Origin of the sequence: Arthrobacter sp. M4 (assembly GCF_020251205.1) — a bacterium.
Lineage (GTDB): Bacteria > Actinomycetota > Actinomycetes > Actinomycetales > Micrococcaceae > Arthrobacter.
This window is the reverse complement of record NZ_JAIWYX010000010.1, coordinates 116,855-134,216: the sequence shown is the minus strand read 5'-3', so window position 1 is coordinate 134,216 and position 17,362 is coordinate 116,855. Positions and strand designations below refer to the sequence as shown.

The window sequence follows — 17,362 nt, the reverse complement described above, 5'->3', positions numbered from 1 at the left end:
AGTCTGGTCCAGGTTCGGACGCGGCGTGACTCGAGTCCAGCGCCTAGCCGCGGGCGCCGTCCCAAGCGGCTGTCGTCGCGATCGCTGCCGGAGCCAAGGTCCAAGGTTCGGACGCGGCCTGACGCGTGTTCAGCGCCTAGCCGCGAGCGCCGTCGTCGCCAGCGCCGCGCATGATGTCCACCGTCGCGGGGTTACCGGCCGTCGGGTCGTCCCCCGGATGCTCGACGCCGGGATTCTCGACGCCGGCAAACTCGCCTGCGCGGGACCCAGCCGTCGTCGGATCCGCACCAAAGCTGCCCAGCAGCGAAAGCGCGTCGTGCGACGGCGACCCGACCTTTGCAGAGTACATCCGCAGGATGAGGTCCGGCTCCTGCGGCAAGGCAAGGTTCTCGAAGTTAAGTTCAACGTCCCCAACAATTGGGTGGTGCAGCCGGACAGCGCCGGACGAGTGGGCCGCGACGCGGTGACCGGCCCACCACTGGCGGAATTCCTCGCTGTGCACCGCGAGCTCCCCCACCAACTGGTTGGCCTGCGGATCGGATGGATGGCGGCCTATATCGACTCGCAGCGAGCCAGCAGCCTCGGCAGCGACGGATTTCCAGTCGCGGAACAACTGGCGTGCCTTCTGATCCAGGATGAGCCATCGCGTCAGGTTGCGTTCCGACGGCGGCATGGCGGGGAAATCGGCGAACAGGAGGACGCCCATGCGGTTGATGGCAAGCACATCGCTTCGGCGGCCAAGGATCATCGCGGGGATGTCTCCAACCGCATCCAGCAGCTGACGCAGTGCAGGGCGAACCCGTTGAGCCGGGACAGGCGTGGCCGATGATTCGGCGCAGTGTTCCAGCAGGTCCATCATGTGGGCGTGTTCGCTGGAGTCGAGCCGCAGCGCCCGGGATACGGCATCAAGGACCGCCCGCGAAGGGTGGACGTGCCTCCCCTGTTCCAGCCTGGTGTAGTAGTCGGTGCTAACGTCGGCCAGCCGTGCGATCTCCTCGCGCCGCAGTCCGGGGACCCGGCGAGCACCCCCAGATTCGGGCAGCCCGGCGTCATCCGGCGACAACCGGGCGCGCATGGCTCTGAGGAATCTTCCGAATTCGGCGCGTTGACCCATGCGCTCCATTGTTCCAGTTCCGAGGAAGCGTTTTCTACCGTGAGGGTGGGTCTGCGAATCCTAGGAAAAAGTGGGAAAGCCAAATGGGGTGTCAGCTTGCCGGAGAGTGCATAGGCTCTCATTAGGGGAATTGGCTCGGAGGGCTCCCTGGCTCCCTGAGCTCGGAGGGCTCCCTGGCTCCCTGAGCTTGGAGGATTCCTGGCTCCCTGGGCTTGGAGGGTTCCCTGAGCTTGGAGGGCTCCCTGAGCTTCGAGGGCTCCCCGGACTCAGAGGGCTCCCTGGCTCCTTGGTCCCCGACTCCTGGCCTCCCCAGCCGCGGCCGGGCCCGGCAAACCCCGACCATCTATACAAAGCCTTACAGGCACCGTTGCTTTACCGACGGCCGCCGCTTCACCGACGAAAGGGCCCATCATGTCCTCAACACAAAAATCGACCGTTCCCGGGCTCGTTCTGAACAACTCCGTCACCATCCCCCAGCTCGGCTACGGCGTTTTCCAAGTGCCGCCGGCGGAAACTCAGAAGGCCGTGGAGGACGCCTTGGAGGCGGGCTACCGACACATCGACACCGCTGCGGCCTACCGCAACGAGTCCGGCGTCGGGGCTGCAATCAAAGCCTCCGGAATTGCCCGGGAAGAGCTGTTCATTACCACCAAGCTCCGTAATGGCGAGCAGGGCACGGCGGCAGAGGCCTTCGACAACAGCCGACGCGAACTCGGCCTGGACGTCATCGACCTCTACCTGATCCACTGGCCGGTCCCGTCGCAGGGCCTGTTCGTTGATGCGTGGAAGGCCTTGGAGAAGATCTACGAGTCCGGCTCAGCGCGGGCCATTGGTGTGTCCAACTTCCTGCCGGAACACTTGGACACCCTCCTGTCCGGCACGGACGTTGTTCCCGCCGTCAACCAGATTGAACTCCACCCGACGTTCCAGCAGGCCCAGCTTGGCGAGAAGTGCCGCTCGCTTGGCATCGCCGTCGAGGCCTATAGCCCGCTGGGGCAGGGTGCCGACCTCACGGCCGGTCCGGTCACGGAGCTGGCCGAAAAGCACGGTGCGACGCCCGCGCAGGTCGTCCTGGCCTGGCACTTGGCCAGCGGCAACATCGTTATCCCCAAGTCGGTTCACCCGGAGCGCATCCGGCAGAACCTCGCGGCCGCATCCCTGCAGCTCAGCGCGGACGAAGTCGCCGCCATCAGCGCGCTCGAATCCGGTGCCCGCATCGGCAGCGACCCTGCAGTCGCGGCCCACACCCAGCTGTAAACCCACACTCAAAGGAATTCCATGCAATACACGCACCTAGGCCGCTCCGGCCTGCTTGTTTCCCGCCTGTGCCTTGGAACCATGAACTTCGGACCGCAGACGGACGAAGCCACCTCGCACTCGATCATGGACTCGGCCCTCGATGCCGGGATCAACTTCTTCGACACAGCCAACGTCTATGGCGGCCACGGCCACCGCGGCCTGACCGAGGAAATCGTCGGCCGCTGGTTCGCCAAGGGCGGCGAGCGCCGCGAGCGGGTGGTCCTGGCCACCAAGCTCTACGGGACCATGACGGACCTGCCCAACGAATCCAAGCTTTCCGCCCTGAACATCCGCCGTGCCCTGGACGCCAGCCTCAAGCGGCTGCAGACGGACTACATCGACATCTACCAGTTCCACCACATCGATCGGAACACCCCGTGGGACGAGATCTGGCAGGCCATCGACGTAGCCGTGCAGCAGGGCAAGATCCTGTACTCCGGCAGCAGCAACTTCGCCGGCTGGCACATCGCGCAGGCACAGGAAGCGGCTGCCCGCCGCAACTACACCGGCCTGATCAGCGAACAGTCCATCTACAACCTGCTGACGCGGGATGTGGAGCTCGAGGTGATTCCAGCCGCACAGCAGTACGGACTGGGCCTCATCCCGTGGTCACCGCTGCATGGCGGCCTCCTAGGCGGAGTCCTCAAAAAAGAGCGCGACGGCGTCCGCCGCACCGAAGGACGGGCGGCGGAAACGCTGAAGAACCACCAGGCCCAGATTCAGGAATACGAAGACCTGGTGGATGAGCTGGGCCAAGAGCCTGGTGAAGTGGCACTTTCCTGGCTCCTGCACCGGCCAGGAGTTGCGGCCCCGATCGTGGGTCCCCGCACCCAGGAGCAACTGGACTCGGCCCTCCGCGCACTGGACATCTCCCTCGAGGAGACCACGCTGAAGCGCTTGGACGGCATCTTCCCGGGCCGAAAGACGGCTCCAGAGGATTACGCGTGGTAATTGGCCAGCCTAAGGTAACTGGAGGGCCCCTCCGGCTACTTTTCATCGGCGGGACCGGGACCATCAGCGCGGCGGCTGCGGAGCGTGCCGCCGCGCTGGGTCACCGGCTCACGGTTCTCAACCGCGGTGTAACAACGGACCGTCCGGTCCCTGAAGGTACCGAAGTTTTGCAAGCCGATGTCCGTAACGCCGACGATGTCCGCCGGGCGCTGCAGGGCCGCGAGTTCGACGCAATAGCTGACTTCATCTCCTTCAAGCCAGAGCACGTACGCCAAGCGATCGAGTTGTTCACCGGCCGTACCGCTCAGTACGTGTTCATCAGTTCAGCCTCCGCATACCAGAAGCCGCCAGCTCGCCTACCGATTTTGGAGTCCACCCCGCTGCGTAATCCGTTCTGGCAGTATTCCCGGGACAAGATCGCCTGCGAGGACGTGCTTTTGGCTGAATATCGGGATAAAGGCTTTCCGGTTACTGTTGTGCGGCCTTCCCACACTTATGACCGCATGCGGATCGCCCTTCTGGGCGGCTGGACGGACATTCACCGCATGCGCGAAGGCCTGCCGGTGATCGTCCACGGCGACGGGACATCCCTCTGGACGCTTACCCATGCGCGCGACTTTGCGGTCGCTTTTGTTGGGCTGCTGGGTCTGCCGCAGGCCATCGGCGAAAGCTACACCATCACATCGGATGAGGCCCTGCCATGGGACCAGGTGTACGGCCTCTTTGCCACGGCTGCCGGTGTCCCCGAGCCTGCCTTGGTGCATGTGAGTTCGGAGACTATCGCCGCACACTCCCCTGCCTATGGACCTGCCCTGCTGGGCGACCGTTCCCATTCCGTGGTCTTCGACAATTCCAAGATCAAATCGCTGGTTCCGGAGTACCGTTGCGACATACCCTTCGCGGCTGGGGCGCGGGAGATCGTGCAGTGGCATGATGAACATCCCGGGCTCAAGCGTGTGGACCAGGAGTTCATGGAACTCAGTGACCGACTGGTTCGCTGGGCACGGAGGCCTATCTAGATCAGAGCAGCCGACTAGCACGGGAAAGGAACAGCACCATGGCCCTCGCACCCACTGTCCCCCTCAATGACGGCCATGCCATTCCCCAGATCGGGCTTGGAACCTGGCCGCTCGACGACGACCAAGTCGCCAAGGCGGTGGTCACCGCCGTCGAACTTGGCTACCGGCACGTCGACACGGCCGTCCGCTACGGCAACGAGGCGGGCGTCGGACAAGGTGTCCGGGATTCCGGACTCCCGCGCGAGGAACTGTTCATCGCCACCAAGCTGGACGGGGTCTACCAGGGGCAGGACCGGGCCCTCGAGGGCATGGAGGAATCCCTGAAGCGCCTCGGCCTGGATTACGTTGACCTTCTCCTCATCCACTGGCCCCTTCCGCATCGGGATGAGTACATCTCCACGTGGAAAACCTTCGAGCGCCTACAGACTGAGGGGAAAGTACGTTCAATCGGGGTGTCCAACTTCAAGCCGACACACTTGGAACGGCTCATGGAAGAGACCTCCGTGGTCCCCGCGGTGAACCAGATTCAGCTCACTCCGTCCATCACCCGCATCGACGAGCGGGCGTTCAACGACAGCCACCATATTGTCACCGAGTCATACAGTCCGCTGGGCGCTGGCCGAGACCTTCTCAATGCCCCGGTCCTGGCCAACATCGCCCGCAAGTACGGCAAGACGCCTGCGCAGGTGGTGCTTCGCTGGCACATCCAAGCTGGGCTGGTGGCTATCCCGAAGTCGGCCAACCCCCAGCGGATGAAGGAGAACATCGAGGTCTACGACTTCGAATTGGATCAGCAGGATCTTTCGGCAATCGACACCCTCGACGCGGGCCGCGATGCCGGCGTCGACTCTGACATCCAGGGGCACTGACTTTTTCAGAAGCACTGGCTCCCAAGGACACTGACTCCTAGCTCGCTGGCTCGCAGGTCCCAGGACGCTGGCTCGCACGTCCCAGGGGACCTGGCTCCCAGGGCAGTGACTCCCGGGGCACTGACTCCCAGGACGCTGACGGAAAGAACCAGGCTTGCTAGTCTCGATGACGATGCGCCACGAAGATCCGCGGCGCGCCATTAGAGAAAGGAAATAGACCCATGGGCTTCTTCGCTTTCCTCCTCCTCGGCCTCCTTGCGGGAGCCATCGCCAAGCTGATCCTTCCCGGACGGCAGGGCGGGGGCTTCTTCGTCACCCTTCTGCTGGGTGTCGTCGGGGCATTCCTCGGCGGCTGGCTGGGCGGACTCCTGTTCCGCCGCGGGCTCACCGAGTTCTTCGACCTCGGCACCTGGCTGCTGGCGATCGGCGGTTCGCTGATCGTGTTGCTGATCTGGGGCCTGATCACGCGAAGCCGCGCCCGCTAGGCCGGGTGGCACAACAAATCCAAGGGACCGCATGGAAAAACAGCGCACCGAACCCATCATCTGGACCGGCTCCTACACTGCCGACAACGGCGGGAAAGGATCCGGAATCGGTGCCGCGGCGGTCCGCGACGACGGCGGCCTCGACTGGCTGGGCACAGCGGTCGAGGCCCCTTCGCCGTCGTTCCTTGCCGTCCACCCCGCCGTGCCGGTGGTTTACGCCGTCGGCGAGGCCGCGCAGACCGTCCGTGCGTACCGCCGGACCGGAAACGCGCAGCTTGAACCCTTCGGCGAGGCATGGCTGGCCGGAGCAGCCGCCTGTCACGTCGCCGTCGATCCCCACGGCCGCTTCATTGTGGTCGCCTGCTGGGGCGACGGCCAGGTCCTGCTCTTCGAATTGGACGACGACGGCGCTATCACTTCACGGCTGGCCGCACCACCCGCCGCGGATCCCTATGTGGAAGACCCGTCCGCGAGGGACATCGCCACTGGCGGCGACCGCGTCAGCCGGGCCCACGCCACCCTTTTCCTGGCTGACGGCCGGATCCTCACCACGGATCTCGGCTTTGATGTGGTGCGGAGCTGGAACTACTCGCCGGGTGTGGGCCTGATCCCGGACCACGATGTTGCACTTCCCCTCCACAGCGGACCCCGGCACCTGGCACAGCATGCCTCAGGGACCGTGTTCATCGTGACCGAATACTCCATCGAAGTCGCCATCCTGCGGAAGGGCCCGGACGGACGCTATGCCCTGACGGGGTTGGTTCCGGTCTTCGCCAACGGTTCCTCGGAAGGCGACGCCGCCGCCGAGCTGGCGCTCTCGCCCGACGGCCGCTTCGCATATGCCGGCGTCCGCGGGTCCAACCGCATCGGGACCCTGGAGGTGGACGACGACGGCACGCGGCTCCGTCCTATTGGCGACGCTCCCAGCGGCGGCGACTGGCCGCGGCACCACCTTGTCCGCGACGGCTGGCTTCATGTAGCCCACGAACGCTCGAACGATGTGGTCACGTTCGCACTGGACCCGATGACAGGACTTCCCGAAGAAGTTCACAACCGGCTCCAAACGGGTTCCCCCACCGTCTTGATTTTGGCAGACTAGGCGGCGGATTCCCCATCCGGAAATCCTTGCCAGAGCTTTGCCGCTTTCTCGGAAGGATCCCGCTTTGTCCGCCTCACTCGCCTCCGTATCCTCGCCCGATTCACTGTCATCTACCCATCGCAGCTCCGCAGGATCCCGGCACCCGCGCACAAGGCTCCTGCGGCGCCTGGCCGCAATCGCCGTCGTCGGGCTTGTACTGAGCGCTGGAACCACTGCCGGATCCATCGTGCCGGCTCTCGCCGCGCCCGGTAACCCGAATGGCCAACAGCAGCCGCCTGGCGGCGGGCAGGCCCTGCATTCGCTGCGGTCCGGCGTCACTAACGAGAACTTCTACTTCGTCATGGCGGACCGTTTCAGCAACGGCAGTACAGCAAACGACGACGGCGGCCTGGGCCCCGATCCGATGGTTTCCGGCTTCGATCCCACTCGGAAAGGCTTCTACAACGGCGGCGACCTGGCGGGGCTGACCCAAAAGCTGGACTACATCCAGGGGCTTGGCACAACGTCGATTTGGCTTACGCCCAGCTTCAAGAACAAGGCCGTCCAGCCGGAAGACAACTCGGCCGGCTACCACGGCTATTGGATCACGGACTTCACCCAGATCGATCCGCACCTCGGCACCAACCAGGAACTCCGGCAGCTTATCGACGCGGCGCATGGCCGCGGGATGAAGGTCTACTTCGACATCATCACCAACCACACGGCGGATGTCATTGGCTATCAAGAGGGCGCCAGGAAGGGCTACGTCTCCAAGGACGCCAAACCTTACCGCACGGCGTCGGGACAACCGTTCGACGACCGTGACTTCGCGGGACAGCAGTCCTTCCCCGCTTTGGACCCGGCCACGTCGTTCCCCTACACCCCGGTGCTGGATCCTGGCGAGGAAAACCTGAAGGTCCCCGCATGGCTTAACGACACTACGCTGTACCACAACCGGGGAAACACCACCTTCACGGGCGAGGACTCTTACTACGGCGACTTCTTTGGCTTGGACGACCTGTTCACGGAGAACCCCCGCGTTGTCCGCGGCATGATAGACATCTACAAAACCTGGATCGGCGACTTCGGTGTGGACGGCTTCCGGATCGACACCATGAAGCACGTGAACGACGAGTTCTGGCAGCAGTTCGGTCCTGAAATCCTCACTTACGCCAAGGAACACGGCAAGAGCGAGTTCTTTATGTTCGGTGAGGTGTTTGACACCACCAAGGCCTTCACCTCGCGCTTCACCACGCGGGACAAGATGCAGGCAGTGCTGGACTTCCCATTCCAGGATGCGGCGCGCAACTTCGCGTCGCGTGGCCAGAGCGCCTCCGCGTTGTCTAGTTTCTTCGCTGCCGATGACTGGTACACCGACGCCGATTCCAACGTTTATGAACTGCCCACCTTCCTGGGCAATCACGACATGGGCAGGATAGGCAGCTTTGTCAGCGCGGATAATCCAGGAGCCAGCGACACGGAGAAGATGGCGCGGGACCGGCTGGCCCACGAATTGATGTACTTCTCGCGCGGCAATCCCGTGGTGTATTACGGCGACGAACAGGGATTCACAGGCCCAGGTGGCGACCAGGACGCACGGCAGACGCTCTTCGCCAGCCGGGTGCCGGACTACTTGGACGACGACCTCCTTGGTACTGATGCCACGCACGCCACGGATAACTTCACCACCACGCACCCGCTGTACACGGCCATCGGCAACCTTGCCCATCTGACCGCGGAACACCCTGCGCTGCGCAACGGGGCCCAGCAGACGCGGTTCGCATCGGACGGTCCCGGGATCTATGCGTTCTCCCGCACCGACGCCAAGGACCAGCGCGAGTACATCGTGGCAGTGAACAACAGCAAGCAGCCTCAGACGGCCGATGTGCCCACGTACACCTCCAAGCGCACGTTCACGCGGATCTACGGCGACGCCCCAGCCGAAGCGAAGACGTCGGCGGAAGGCAAGCTAACAGTCACTGTTCCTGCGTTATCCGCAGTGGTTTACGAATCCTCGGGAAGGATCCCGCGCTCCATGGCAGCCCCCGCCATTACACTCGGCCAGCCGACGCCGGCCGTTGGGGACAATGGCCGGCTGCGCGTCACGGCCAATGTGCAAGGTGAATCCTTCTACGAGGTCTCCTTCGAGGCGCGCGTGGCCGGCGGAAACTGGCAGCCCATCGGCACCGACGACAACGCCCCCTACCAGGTTTTCCATGATGTGGCGTCCCTCGACGCCGGAACTCCGGTGGAGTACAGGGCAGTTGTCTTGGACAACGGCGGCCACACCTCGGCCAGCGCCGTGACTTCAGGCGTTGTCCCGGCCCCGCTGCTGGCCATGCAGTCGCCCAAGGAAGGCAGCGCCGTGACAGGCGTTGTTGAGGTCAGCGCAACTGCGGACCCAGAGAAGTCCAGCCACGTGGTGGGCTTCGAACGCAGCGTCAACGGCGGCCCGTGGACCCCCTTGGGGACGGACAGTTCGTCGCCGGTGTACACCGTGTTCGATGACCTGAGCGGTCAGGGCCTACCGGACGGCACCCAGTTGAGGTACCGGGCGGTGATGAGCGGCCCAGGGTTCGACGGCGTCACCTCCGATGTCCGAACAGTCACCACCGGAGCGCCACCGCAGCCGAACTCAGTCACCGTGGCGGGCAGCTTGGACTCGGAAATGGGCTGCGCGGCCGACTGGGATCCATCCTGCCCCGCAGCATTTATGACGCTGGACCCGGTGGACCTTATCTGGCGCAAAACGGTGGACCTGCCCGCTGGGACCTACGAGTTCAAGGCCGCACTCAACGGTTCCTGGGCTGAAAACTACGGTGACGGCGGCGCGTTCAACGGGCCCAACATTGTGCTCAACCACCCTGGTGGCCCGGTAACGTTCCGCTACGACCATTCAACCCACATCCTGCAGGCGGTGTACGCCTCCCAGCAACCAACAGCGGTGGCCGCTGCGGGAAGCCAGGATTCGGAACTCGGCTGTGCGGGTGACTGGATGCCCGATTGCCCGCAGGCGCAGCTGACTCTAGATCCCACGGACCTCGTGTGGAAGCTCACGGTCGCAGATCTTCCGGCTGGAAGCTATGAGTTCAAAGCCGCGCTCAACAAGTCGTGGACTGAGAACTACGGGGCAGGCGGTGTACCCAACGGGGCCAATATCCCGCTGACGCATGCGGGTGGCCCGGTCACGTTCCGCTACGACCACGTAACTCATGTGATCCGGGCGGACTAGGTCCATCCAAGACAGGCCACCGCTCGAGGGAGCGGCGGTGTGCGGCGGGCTGGTTCGGTTCAGGAACCAGCCCGCTATGCCTGTTTGGCTGGCAGTGCGACTAGCCGCTGTGGGTGCCACCAGCCGCCAACAGTGCCACCAGCCCGCTAACAGTGCCGCCCAGTGCCGCCAGCCGCTGGCTGTGCCACCAGCCGCCAACAGTGCCGCCAGCCGCCAGCGGTACGACTAGCCGCTAGCGGTGCGACTAGCTGCGCGTTGACTCGTCCACGGCGGCCAGGAGTGAGTTGAATCGTGTGTTATCCGCCAGATCGTCGATCAATACGGAACGACCGTGGGCATCTGCAAGCGGAACCTGCCAATTCGGATACACCTTGGAGGTTGTGCCGGGTTGGTTCTGCACCCGTCGCTCACCCACCGCATCCACGAGCGCCACCCCCAAGAGCACCGACGGCGACTTGGCCAATAGCCTGTGGAGTGCCTCGACATAGCGCTCTTCATAATCCCGGCCGCCCTTGTGTGGCGTCCCATCATGTTCGGGCGTCAGCCCCCGCTCATGCAGCAGGACATCCATCTTCTCCAGCGTTGCCTCATGGTCGGCACGTTCCTCTTGGACGGAGCGCTCCAGGATTCCGAGTCGGTGGCGGAGGTCCACGTGGTCACCGGCCAAGTAACCTGCCGTGGGCGGGAGGTCGTGGGTGTTCACGCTGGCGAGTGCGTACTTACGGTACTTTTCGGGCGGTAGCGGCTGGTCGCCGTCGTACTCGAACCACAAAATTGAGGTGCCCAGAATTCCGCGGGACGCCAGGTAATCGCGGACCCAAGGCTCGAAGACCCCTAGGTCCTCGCCAATCACGACGGCGTTGGCCCGGTGCGCTTCCAAGGCCAGGATGCCGATCAGCGACTCATGGTCGTAGCGGACGTACGTGCCGTCCTTGGCTGAGTTTCCTTCGGGCACCCACCAGAGCCGGAACAGGCCCAGGATGTGGTCCACGCGAATGCCGCCCGCGTGCCGGAGGACCGTGGAGAGCATATCCCGGAACGGCGCGTACCCCGCTTCCGCGAGCCGCACAGGGTGCCACGGAGGCTGGTTCCAGTTCTGCCCCTGCTGGTTGTACATATCCGGGGGCGCCCCCACGCTGACCCCGGGTGCGAAACTGTCATGCAGGGTCCAGGCGTCGGCGCTGCTGAGGTCCGCCCCAACCGCCAAGTCGTGCACAATACCCAACCGCATGCCCGCCTTTTTCGCGGATCGCTGCGCGGCTTCCAGCTGTTCGTCGCAGATCCACTGGAGCCAGCGGTGGAAACCGATCCTATCGGCCAGCGCCGGACGCATCGACTCCACCAGGGGCGACCCCACAGTGGAGGCTGCATTTCGCCACAGCGGATCGTTGGCTGGCAGGTCTTCACGGATGGCGCACCAGAGGGCAAAATCCTCGAGTCCCTGGCCGGCTTCCTCGCAGAACGCGTCGAACTCCCGTTGCCGGGAGGGCGAGAGCCTGGCGTGATACAGCAGTTCCAGGGCTGCGAGTTTGAAGGCGTACACCTTGTCCCGGTCAAGGCGCTCAGCGTTCTTGTTCAGTGAATGGACCTGCTCCAGCAGCCGGTCCACCGTGGCGCGTTTTCGGGGTTTCAAATAGGCGAGCTCGGGGATCGCCTCGATGCGGATGTAGAGCGGATTGAAGAAGCGCCGCGTCGATGGCGAATAGGGCGAAGGCTGAACAGGCGGCACGGGATCGGCGGCGTGCAGCGGGTTGACCAGGACATAGTCTGCACCCCGCATCCCGGCGAGCGCGGCGAGGTCCGCCAGATCGGCGAAATCGCCGATGCCCCAGGATCGCTTGGACCTCACCGAATACAACTGCGTGGCCAGGCCCCAGCCGCGCCGTTCCTCCAGCGGAGCCGCTGTTCGCAGCACCTCAGGCACCACAGCCAGCGCGGCCTGGGCCGTAACGCCGTCGGATTCGGCTGTGAGCGTGTGCCAGCCGAGTGGAAGGTCGGCGGGAACTTCGAACGTAGCCCGGCCCACCTGGACGCCGTCGACGTCCCGGGCCGGAACCCAGACGTCCTGCTGGATGGCGTCAAGCAGCTTCCCACCCTCCAAAGTGATGGTGAGGCGGACGGTGGCGCCGTCGCAGACATGGACAGGGACCTGCTCGGTGGCACCTTCACGGACTACGACGGCGGGCGGCAACATTCGCCGCCAGGGAGCCAGTTCCGTTTCGACCAGGGCGGCCTCGATGTGCTCGTCGGAGTCCGCGCGCACTCCAAGCGCGGCCAGAACCTTGACCAGCGTGTCCGGGGCCACCGTGTGCTGCAGCCCGTCGAAGCCCCAAAACGAGGTGCCCACGCCATTCGCGTCCGCAAGCCGGTGCAACAGGCCTTCGTCGACGGCCGGTGCGCCGGGGGCAGTTTGGCCGGCTGTTGTTTCCGACGCTGTGGTTCCCGGTTCCGTTGTTCCCGGTTCCGTTGTTCCAGGCGCTGTGGTTCCCGGCGCCGTTGTTTCCGGCGCTGTTGCTTCCGGCGCTGTTGATCCAGGCGCTGTGGTTCCCGGTTCCGTTGTTCCCGGTTCCGTTGTTCCCGGTTCCGTTGTTCCAGGCGCTGTGGTTCCCGACGCTGCTGTTCCCGGTTCCGTTGTTCCAGGAGCTGTGGTTCCCGGCGCTGTTGATCCAGGCGGTGCTGTTCCCGGCTCTGCGCCCTGTTCAGCCGTGCCGTGCTCTGTGGAAGTGTTGGTCATGTCCGCCTCGTCTGAATTGTGGATCCGTCCGAACGTGCATGCCGCCTCGCTGCTTCCCCAGCCAGGCAACTGGTTCCGATTATTGCAGGGCCGTGTGGCGGACCACACAGAATTTTTCCTTGATGACGTGGGACGACCGACCTTGGCTGCCAGCAAATCGACTGTGGCTGCAAAGCCGGACGAAGCTCAGCGCCCGACGTAGGCCGCCAGGTGCTCTCCGGTGAGGGTGGAGCGATCGGCGATGAGGTCTGCGGGTGTGCCCTCGAAGACGATTCGGCCACCGTCGTGACCGGCACCGGGGCCAAGGTCGATGATCCAGTCTGCGTGCGCCATAACGGCTTGGTGGTGCTCGATGACTATGACCGACTTTCCAGAGTCGACCAGCCTGTCGAGCATAGCTAGCAGCTGTTCGACGTCGGCAAGGTGCAGGCCGCTGGTCGGCTCGTCGAGGATGTAAACATCACCCTTCTCGGCCATCTGCGACGCCAGCTTAAGCCGCTGCCGCTCACCGCCGGACAGCGTGGTCAATGGTTGGCCCAGGTTGATGTAACCCAGTCCCACATCTTCAAGCCGGGTCAGGATCGCGGCGGCGGCGGGGGTCTTCGCCTCGCCCTTCGAGAAGAAGCTCAAAGCCTCGGAAACAGGCAGGTCGAGTACCTCGGCGATGTTGAGGCCACCGAAGCGAAGCTCCAGGACTTCCGCTTGGAAGCGCTTACCGCCGCAGTCTTCGCACGGTGTGGACACGGTTTCCATGAATCCGAGCTCAGTGAAGATCAGCCCGTTGCCGTTACACGTTGGGCAGGCGCCCTCGGAGTTGGCGGAGAAGAGCGCCGGCTTCACGCCATTGGCCTTGGCGAACGCCTTACGGATTGGCTCAAGCAGACCCGTATACGTCGCCGGGTTGCTTCGTCGCGAACCCCTGATTGCGCTCTGGTCGATGGCAACTACCCCCTCGCGCGGGGACACGGAGCCATGGATGAGCGAGCTCTTCCCCGAGCCGGCCACGCCGGTAACTACCACCAACACACCGAGGGGGATGTCGACGTCGACGTTTTGCAGGTTGTGCATGGAGGCGCCGCGCACCTCCAGCGTTCCCGAAGGCCTGCGCACAGACTCCTTTACGGACACTTTGTCGTCAAGGTGACGTCCCGTGACGGTATCGCTCCGCCGAAGCTCCTTCACACTGCCCTCGAAACAGATCGCTCCGCCGTTGGTACCGGCGCCCGGTCCGAGATCGACGACGTGGTCCGCGATGGCGATCATCTCCGGCTTGTGCTCCACCACAAGAACGGTGTTTCCTTTATCGCGCAGGCGAAGCAGGAGCTCATTCATCCGCTGGATGTCGTGGGGGTGGAGGCCGATGGTGGGCTCGTCGAAAACGTAGGTGACGTCGGTCAGCGACGAGCCGAGGTGCCGCAGCATCTTGATCCGCTGCGACTCGCCGCCTGACAGGGTGCCTGACGGCCGGTCCAGCGACAGGTAGCCCAGCCCGAGCTCAACGAACGCGTCCAGGTTTTCGCCCAGCGCCGTAAGCAGCGGTGCCACCGAAGGCTCACGGAGCTCGCGGATCCATGCCGCCAAATCCGTAATCTGCATGGCGCACGCGTCGGCGATGTTGATCCCCTTGATCTTGGACGACCGGGCCCCTTCGCTGAGCCGGGTGCCGCCACACTCAGGGCAGGGCGCGAAAGTCGCAACCCGCTCAACGAAGGCGCGGATGTGGGGCTGCAACGAATCGACGTCCTTGCTCAGCATCGACTTGCGGATCTTCGGGATCAGGCCCTCGTAGGTGATGTTGATGCCCTTGGCCTTGATCTTGGTGGGCTCTTTGTAGAGGAAGTGGTGGAGTTCCTTCTCGGTGTACTCGCGGATGGGCTTGTCCGGGTCCACAAAGCCCGACTCGCTGTAGGTCTTCACCATCCACCCATCCGCCGTGTAGCCGGGGATGGTGATCGCTCCCTCGTTGAGGGATTTACTGTCGTCGAACATCTGGGTCAGGTCGATGTCCGAGATGGAGCCCCTGCCCTCGCAGCGCGGGCACATGCCGCCGTGGTAGATGGCCTCGCGCACCACGGTCTTTTCGCCCGTGGCGCTTGTCATCACGCCGCTCGCTTTCCGCGCCGGGATGTTAAAGGAGAAGGCGATCGGCGGGCCTACATAAGGCGATCCCAGTCGGCTGAACAGGACGCGGAGGACTGCATTGGCGTCGGTTACCGTCCCAACTGTGGAGCGGGCGTTGGCGCCCATCCTCTCCTGGTCGACGACGATGGCAGTTGTCAGCCCATCCAGGACATCAACGTCAGGCCGCGCCAGGGTCGGCATAAAGCCCTGCACGAAAGCGCTGTATGTTTCGTTGATCAGCCGCTGCGACTCGGCGGCAATAGTGTCGAACACCAATGAGCTCTTGCCCGAGCCCGACACTCCTGTGAACACCGTCAATCGACGTTTCGGGAGCTCGATGTTCACGTCCTTGAGGTTGTTCTCCCGCGCACCTTGGACCCGGATCATTTCATGGCTGTCGGCGGCATGGAGGGCAGCTGATTGTGCTTCCGTCCTCGTGGCGATGCTCATCGTCGTGTCTCCATCTGTTATGAGGCCGCTTCACGGCTCCCCCGGTGTCGCATGGGCTTTATCCAAACAACGGCGAGCGGTGCTTCCGGGCTTGGTCTGTCCCGGAATCTTTCAGCGAAACCCGACCGAAAGCACGCTCGGTTCCTAGTCCAACCGATGGCCCATGGTCTGCGCAAGGACATGGGCCTTGGCTTTTCGGCGCCCTTAATGCAATGACCATCCTGCCCACTTACTCCAATGCCCATCCTCGAAACCTCGCTGAGTCGCAATAGCACGCGGACCCTAAGGGATGCTGCCACATAGCAAGTGGGAAGGAGCGTCGCCCCGGACTGATGTCCGCCCCCGGTCTCACCCCTGATTCTGGGCCGAAGCCACGCCCGTAGCATTGGTGTGTGGATCCTATCGAGCTGCTGTCCGGGCCCGTTCCCGTGATTCTCGTGATTCTTGGAGTGGCGGCCTTTATGTGGCTTGTTGTTCCCAGGACACGACAGCAACTGCGGCTCACGATTCCGGTGGTACTCGCGGCAACATTCGGCGCAACAGTGCTGCTCAAGTTCCTGACGGAACGGGTGTGGAATACCTGGGGAGCGCCTTTGGACACCGAGGTCTACTTGTGGGTCTGGCTGGCGCTGGCGGCAGTAACCCTAGGCTCCGTCCGAATAATCCAAGCCGTGCGCAAGCGGCCGCCGGCGTGGGTGGGTAGGGCTGCTTTATGGCTCGTCTCGACCCTGCTCGCAGTAGTTGCGGCGGCCGAGCTAGTGAACTTGCACTTCGGCGAATACGCCACAGTGGGATCACTTTTCGGACGGCCAGGACTCACCATCGAAACGATCACGCCGATCAACCCTCCCGAGAGCACCCCAACCCAACAGCCCACCACCCCGGAAGGTCGAGCCCAGGAATCCGCGCGGGCCACGAAAGCTGTCAAAGAAGCCGACTGGAACCCTCCTGAGGAAATGCCCAAACAAGGGAAAGTGGTTACCACAGAGATACCTTCCCCAGTTTCAGGTCTGCCAACGTCGGCGGCCTTTGTATACCTTCCTCCCGCCTACCTGACAAACAACCGGCCCAACCTTCCCGTCCTTGTCCTGCTGCACGGTGTGCCCGGACGGAGCCTGGACTGGCTGGACGGCGGCCGCCTCGCCAGTTTCATGGACGCTTTCGCCGCCCGTCACAAAGGCCTCACCCCCGTTGTGGTGATGCCCGACGTCGGCGGGAACTTCGCGCCCAATCCTCCTTTGTGCCTGGACACGAAGCTGGGCCGGTCCGCCACGTACCTCGCCGAAGATGTGCCCGCCTGGGCCAAGCACAATCTCGGGGCGGGGCTGGCCGACCGGCACCAATGGGCGATAGCCGGCTTCTCCTACGGAGGAACATGCGCCCTGCAACTGGCCGTGAATCGTCCAGAGGTGTACCCCACCTTCATTGACATCTCCGGCGAAGTGGAACCGACCATCAACGCGGGCAGGGATGCCCTCATCCGTCTCTACTTCGACGGCGACCGTGCGGCCTTCGCGCGGCAGAACGCCCTCGACGTTCTGAAGACACGCTCCTACCCGGACACCGCAGGCATCGTCACGATCGGAGAATCCGACAGTTTCTATGGCCCGCAAGGTGCCGCCGTGGCGAAGGCCGCTGCGGCTGTCGGCATGAATGTGCAACTGAAGACAGTCCCCGGCAGCCACACATGGCAGGCGTGGCGGGCAGGCTTGGAAACCAACCTCGACTGGCTCATGACAAGGCTTACCTCCGGCTAGCACCCTGTGGAGCGCCGGCATGAATGTGCAACTGAAGACAGTCCCAGGCCGCCACACATGGCAGGCGTGGCGAGCAGGCGTGGAAACCAACCTCGACTGGCTCATGACAAGGCTTACCTCCGGCTAGCACGCTGGGGAGCGCGGGCATCGACGTCGCCGTTTGCGCTGGCTGAGCCGAGTGTTCCCCCTCCCACGCCGGGGCTGTCCGCCAGGCTACGCCTGCCTGTCCCGCCGTTGGCCATGCGCCTTGTTA

Annotated in this window: 11 protein-coding genes; 8 read left to right on the top strand and 3 right to left on the bottom strand. The window is 64.0% G+C overall.

Features of this window, described 5'->3' with window-relative positions; genetic code table 11:
- Positions 1 to 136: 136 nt before the first annotated feature.
- On the bottom strand, positions 137 to 1,114 hold the full coding sequence (locus LD110_RS17495) for a helix-turn-helix transcriptional regulator (RefSeq protein WP_225500518.1): 978 nt from the start codon (positions 1,112 to 1,114) through the stop codon (positions 137 to 139).
- A gap of 411 nt (positions 1,115 to 1,525) precedes the next feature.
- On the opposite strand from LD110_RS17495, the gene LD110_RS17490 reads away from it, so the two are divergent.
- The 7 genes from LD110_RS17490 (at position 1,526) to LD110_RS17460 (ending at position 10,047) form a co-directional block, all read left to right on the top strand.
- Positions 1,526 to 2,371, top strand: a complete 846-nt coding sequence (locus tag LD110_RS17490) for an aldo/keto reductase (RefSeq protein WP_225500516.1) — start codon at positions 1,526 to 1,528, stop codon at positions 2,369 to 2,371.
- Positions 2,372 to 2,392: 21 nt separating this feature from the next.
- The gene (locus tag LD110_RS17485; RefSeq protein ID WP_225500514.1) at positions 2,393 to 3,364 is read left to right on the top strand and encodes an aldo/keto reductase; all 972 of its coding nucleotides are present in this window, start codon (positions 2,393 to 2,395) and stop codon (positions 3,362 to 3,364) included.
- Positions 3,358 to 4,383, top strand: coding sequence for an NAD-dependent epimerase/dehydratase family protein (locus LD110_RS17480; RefSeq protein WP_225500513.1), 1,026 nt, complete (start codon positions 3,358 to 3,360; stop codon positions 4,381 to 4,383). Before LD110_RS17485 ends, LD110_RS17480 begins: the two co-directional genes overlap by 7 nt.
- A gap of 38 nt (positions 4,384 to 4,421) precedes the next feature.
- Positions 4,422 to 5,252 carry an aldo/keto reductase gene (locus LD110_RS17475; RefSeq protein ID WP_225500512.1) on the top strand — a complete coding sequence of 277 codons (831 nt, stop codon included), beginning with the start codon at positions 4,422 to 4,424 and terminating at the stop codon, positions 5,250 to 5,252.
- A 221-nt stretch (positions 5,253 to 5,473) separates the two neighbouring features.
- Complete coding sequence (locus LD110_RS17470; RefSeq protein WP_225500510.1) at positions 5,474 to 5,737, top strand: GlsB/YeaQ/YmgE family stress response membrane protein; 264 nt, start codon at positions 5,474 to 5,476, stop codon at positions 5,735 to 5,737.
- A gap of 31 nt (positions 5,738 to 5,768) precedes the next feature.
- The gene (locus LD110_RS17465) at positions 5,769 to 6,836 is read left to right on the top strand and encodes a beta-propeller fold lactonase family protein (RefSeq protein ID WP_225500507.1); all 1,068 of its coding nucleotides are present in this window, start codon (positions 5,769 to 5,771) and stop codon (positions 6,834 to 6,836) included.
- Positions 6,837 to 7,011: 175 nt separating this feature from the next.
- Positions 7,012 to 10,047, top strand: a complete 3,036-nt coding sequence (locus LD110_RS17460; RefSeq protein ID WP_374200360.1) for an alpha-amylase family glycosyl hydrolase — start codon at positions 7,012 to 7,014, stop codon at positions 10,045 to 10,047.
- 244 nt (positions 10,048 to 10,291) lie between these two features.
- Here LD110_RS17460 and malQ read toward each other — a convergent pair whose 3' ends face one another.
- A complete protein-coding gene (gene malQ / locus LD110_RS17455; RefSeq protein ID WP_225500505.1) occupies positions 10,292 to 12,781 on the bottom strand; it encodes a 4-alpha-glucanotransferase in 2,490 nt (829 codons plus the stop codon).
- Between the two features lie 186 nt (positions 12,782 to 12,967).
- Positions 12,968 to 15,352 carry an excinuclease ABC subunit UvrA gene (locus LD110_RS17450; protein WP_225500503.1) on the bottom strand — a complete coding sequence of 795 codons (2,385 nt, stop codon included), beginning with the start codon at positions 15,350 to 15,352 and terminating at the stop codon, positions 12,968 to 12,970.
- A 392-nt stretch (positions 15,353 to 15,744) separates the two neighbouring features.
- On the opposite strand from LD110_RS17450, the gene LD110_RS23935 reads away from it, so the two are divergent.
- A complete protein-coding gene (locus LD110_RS23935) occupies positions 15,745 to 17,109 on the top strand; it encodes an alpha/beta hydrolase family protein (RefSeq protein ID WP_225500501.1) in 1,365 nt (454 codons plus the stop codon).
- The last annotated feature ends 253 nt before the right edge of the window (positions 17,110 to 17,362 follow it).